Genomic DNA, 3,872 nt, shown 5'->3' on the forward strand with positions numbered 1-3,872 from the left:
TCAACGATTTAAGTATAAATACAAATTGGTTCAACTTGTTATTGCAATTGGTCATTATTATTAATACAAGTAAATATAGAAATATTAATAAGTTAATTAACACATAATAAGGCTACATTCTTATTGTTTCTCTTTGAGGTGATTAATTATGGAGTGTAAAGGTACGCACAATAAGCGTTCAATTGAAAAATTTATGTTTACATATATATTTGACCATATACCTACAGTTTTATATGAAAATATGATATTTATAAGAAAACAATAATTTATAAAGAAGAATATATACTAAATGAAATGATAACGCTTCCTGTATATTTTTTTAATGATATACTATCTAATAAACAATTAATTTACTTATTATGAGAATTTTATGGATATAGTTCGATACTTGGCATTGCTAGATTAACTTTTTCTAAGTATTAACTACTCTGTTTATATTATAACTTATATAACGTAGAAATGGAGGGCCCAAATAAGTGATTCATACATTAGCAATAACAAAAGATTCAAAACTAGAAAAAGATTTGCCTTTGGAAAAACTTAATGACACCAATATAAAATGGTTTTGGGTAGATTTTGACTGCCCTACTACTAAAGAATCAGAACTACTTCATACTCATTTTCATTTCCATAAGCTTGCTATTGAAGATTGTCTTCATAATTTGCAGCGTGCAAAACTTGACTATTATGAGGGCTACAGTTTTTTTGTACTTCATTCGTTAAATGAAAAAACTTTATCACCTGAAGAAGCTGATATGTTTATGAGTGAAAAATTCATAGTTTCCTTTCATAATACTCACCTATCTGAATTTGATGAAGTGTGGGAAAAAATTAGCACCCCTGAGAGTGCCTTGAATGAAGGGTCTATTTATATAGGCTACCATATTCTTGATGAGATTGTAGATCATTATTTCCCAGCCGTTTACAATTTGGAGAATTTAATTGATGGAATTGGGGATAGTTTATCTAAGGACTCTATGGATAAAGTTTTTGAAATTCGTTCAGATTTACTTAAACTTCGAAGAATTGTAAACCAAATGAGAGACCTGATTTATAGAGTTCTGAACTCAACTCATCTCGAAGAAGTAAAAAACAACCGTGTTTATTTTGTTGATGTTTATGATCATCTTCTAAGACTTTCTGAAATGATCGAATCAAGCCAGGCAATAACTTCTGAAATAAGAGATAGTTTTGTATCGCTTAATTCTCACAAAATGAATAGCATAATGATGATTTTGACAGTTATCTCTTCAATATTTATACCACTTACATTTATTGTAGGTATATATGGCATGAATTTTGACTACATGCCAGAACTACACTTTCGCTACGGCTACTTTCTTATTATGGGTATAATATTTCTTATAAGCATCAGTATGTCCTGGTGGTTTAAACGTAGAGGTTGGTTAAATTTTAAATAGCTGTGTATTTTAAACAAATCAAAATATAAAAAAATTCAGCAATGTAAAAACTGCTGAATTTTTAATATACTACTAGTTTTATGTTATGGTTCAAAAAACATAAAAACAATTCCTATTATTGATATAATCAATAACGTATATTCATCTATAATTACTGTTTTTGGATCTAATTTCTTATTAAATATTGAAAGTAATATTAATAGAATTAATATTGCCATTAATATATATATCGATATAGGTGTCATTGACATATCTAATTCCTTCTTTCTAAAGTTATAAATATTATGCCCATACAACTCATATAAAATTTATAGTGTTTTAATTCAATATTAATCTCCTTTATTAATTTATTTATGGAATTTTATTTTGTAATTTCGATTTGTTGATTCTATTTTTGTCCATACAATATAATAAGCCTGCAAACAACAAATGTCGTGAAACTTTATTATTTCACTGAAGTTGTTGTTCATCATTAAGGTTAGTGAGTAGTTTAAAATAATTTTCTAAAGTTTTCTTATTTTTCACATGAGAAAAGACACCCTTTCGAGTGCCTTCATAATTATCAATCTCACTTACTCACATGGATATATATAATTTGCTGCGGTACGAACTTCTATTTCATCGGGGTTACTTCTATCATCATCTGGAAGTACAAACACTAATTTACGTTCAATCGTACCACATTCATTTCTACATTCACTATCTTTACATACCACTGTAATGAAGCCTCTAAAAGCAAGTATTCTGTGACAATTGTCATATATAATAACTGCAACAGCTACTTTTTTATCAAAACATACATTATTTACTCTTATTCTTATTGTTAACAATCTAGCACCATGTTTCTCCATATCCACAGGATCTGCATTAATAACACTACATAAATCACATGAGCCTTTATCGCATTTACTACACTTGTCAAATTCACCCATTTAATAAAACTTCCTTTCATATATAAATTTAGAATGAGACAATACCTACTAAAACTGATTTGGTCATTTTAAATTCTGATAGCTACATATATCACTAAAATATATTTTCAACATAAGATTTTTACGTTGATATATGTTCTACTAAATCAGATTAATATTTTGAATTGCCTATATTACAAATTTTAAATAAGGTTGATTAATGGGCTTATATAGGATGTAACTAATGTATATTCTGTACTACAATGTATTCATATGAAGTATAAATGTGAGTGAAAGTTACTATCTTTTTAGAAAAATTATAGAGCAGTATTTCTAATTTTTGTTTCATATGTATTATTTAGTAAAAAAATCTTTTGCCACTATTTTGCTGGATGGCACCATTTATGGTCATAGGAAGTAAATTTGGAAATCTACTAAATATTAAAAGCCTTAAACTTAAGGCGAATAAAGTTGCTTGTGTGAACTGCCATGTGTGTGATAAAAGCTGCCCTATGAGGATTTGCAACCTGTTAAAGAATTGAAAGAAGAGCTATCAAATGATTTACAAGAAAAGTTGAGTGATTTGAAGAATCAGGGTTACTATGAAGTAACTGCTTATAGCGTGACCATCGACTCCATTGGGGATGTATCAGAGCTAATAGGAAGTATCGCTGCAAAGACAAAACAGTTACAGCAGATGGTAAATAAGGATTTTTCTAATATTAACCTCCAAAATTCCGATTTTAAAAATAATAAGTATACATCCATTGAAAATTCTTCAGTTGAAGTTGAAAACATAGAAAAAAACTGGATTTATTTAGATTATCCAAACTTCAAAAGTATAATCAATCTAAAGCACATATCATAAAATATAATTGCTTAGTAAATATGTATTGATTATTTAGAGCATAATAAAAAAGTAGCAAACTATTAGGAGGGTTGAAATGTCATCTGATATCTATAAAAATATATTAATATTTTTTTTGCCATTTTTAGGAGTAGGATCTATGGTGTCACTTCTAATTGGAGAGCTTATTGATAAAAAAATATTTAAAATTATTTATTTAATTACTATTATGCTTTTTTGTATTATTGTATTTGGTACATTATTGATGAATAAATGAGTTTACATACACTTTTAGAAAAAATGATTATAAAAATCAAGCTTAAAATTACAAGGATTGGACATGTTTGTGTAAAATAACATCCTTAATATATTTAAAAGTTGTATTAGACTACCATAAAACAATAAAATATTTATTGTTTTATGCACAGTTGTTATATTATTTATACGTCCTTTATTGGATTTGGAGAAGGTGTTCTACAAAGAATGCCTTTTTCTTTTTGTGATGATTTAAAACAGAACATTAAACTTGGAAAGAAATCTGTTAAAGATTTAATTAATAAAATTAAATCTTTGGAGTAAAATCCATACTCATATTATCGATATATCTAAGGCTATTAAAAATAGTAAAAACCTCCCCCAATTTAAGTATTATAGACCATATTATTTTTATATGTCAGATGATAAGATTTTTGT

6 protein-coding genes are annotated in these 3,872 nt (G+C 27.1%); 4 read left to right on the forward strand and 2 right to left on the reverse strand.

The features are described from left to right. Positions 1 to 476 precede the first annotated feature (476 nt). Positions 477 to 1,421, forward strand: coding sequence for a magnesium/cobalt transporter CorA (corA, locus tag Q0649_RS08440; protein ID WP_298840198.1), 945 nt, complete (start codon positions 477 to 479; stop codon positions 1,419 to 1,421). 83 nt (positions 1,422 to 1,504) lie between these two features. Here corA and Q0649_RS08445 read toward each other — a convergent pair whose 3' ends face one another. Then, positions 1,505 to 1,672, reverse strand: coding sequence for a hypothetical protein (locus tag Q0649_RS08445; protein ID WP_298840201.1), 168 nt, complete (start codon positions 1,670 to 1,672; stop codon positions 1,505 to 1,507). Positions 1,673 to 1,993: 321 nt separating this feature from the next. Further along, positions 1,994 to 2,353: a hypothetical protein gene (locus Q0649_RS08450; RefSeq protein WP_298840204.1), complete on the reverse strand. Its 360-nt coding sequence runs from the start codon at positions 2,351 to 2,353 to the stop codon at positions 1,994 to 1,996. A gap of 517 nt (positions 2,354 to 2,870) precedes the next feature. Between Q0649_RS08450 and Q0649_RS08455 the strand changes: the two genes are divergently transcribed. The 3 genes from Q0649_RS08455 (at position 2,871) to Q0649_RS08465 (ending at position 3,758) form a co-directional block, all read left to right on the forward strand. Further along, complete coding sequence (locus tag Q0649_RS08455; protein ID WP_298840207.1) at positions 2,871 to 3,200, forward strand: hypothetical protein; 330 nt, start codon at positions 2,871 to 2,873, stop codon at positions 3,198 to 3,200. A gap of 76 nt (positions 3,201 to 3,276) precedes the next feature. Next, positions 3,277 to 3,456, forward strand: coding sequence for a hypothetical protein (locus Q0649_RS08460; RefSeq protein ID WP_298840211.1), 180 nt, complete (start codon positions 3,277 to 3,279; stop codon positions 3,454 to 3,456). Positions 3,457 to 3,599: 143 nt separating this feature from the next. Beyond that, complete coding sequence (locus tag Q0649_RS08465; protein WP_298840214.1) at positions 3,600 to 3,758, forward strand: hypothetical protein; 159 nt, start codon at positions 3,600 to 3,602, stop codon at positions 3,756 to 3,758. Positions 3,759 to 3,872: the final 114 nt, after the last annotated feature.

It is taken from the genome of uncultured Clostridium sp. (assembly GCF_937920395.1).
Classification (GTDB): domain Bacteria; phylum Bacillota; class Clostridia; order Clostridiales; family Clostridiaceae; genus Clostridium_AD.

Excerpts from the sequence above, each read along its gene's own strand:
- Q0649_RS08445 (WP_298840201.1), bottom strand. The coding sequence starts at position 1,672 with ATGTCAATGACACCTATATCGATATATATATTAATGGCAATATTAATT.
- Q0649_RS08450 (WP_298840204.1), bottom strand. The coding sequence starts at position 2,353 with ATGGGTGAATTTGACAAGTGTAGTAAATGCGATAAAGGCTCATGTGAT.
- Q0649_RS08460 (WP_298840211.1), top strand. The coding sequence starts at position 3,277 with ATGTCATCTGATATCTATAAAAATATATTAATATTTTTTTTGCCATTT.
- Q0649_RS08465 (WP_298840214.1), top strand. The coding sequence starts at position 3,600 with ATGCACAGTTGTTATATTATTTATACGTCCTTTATTGGATTTGGAGAA.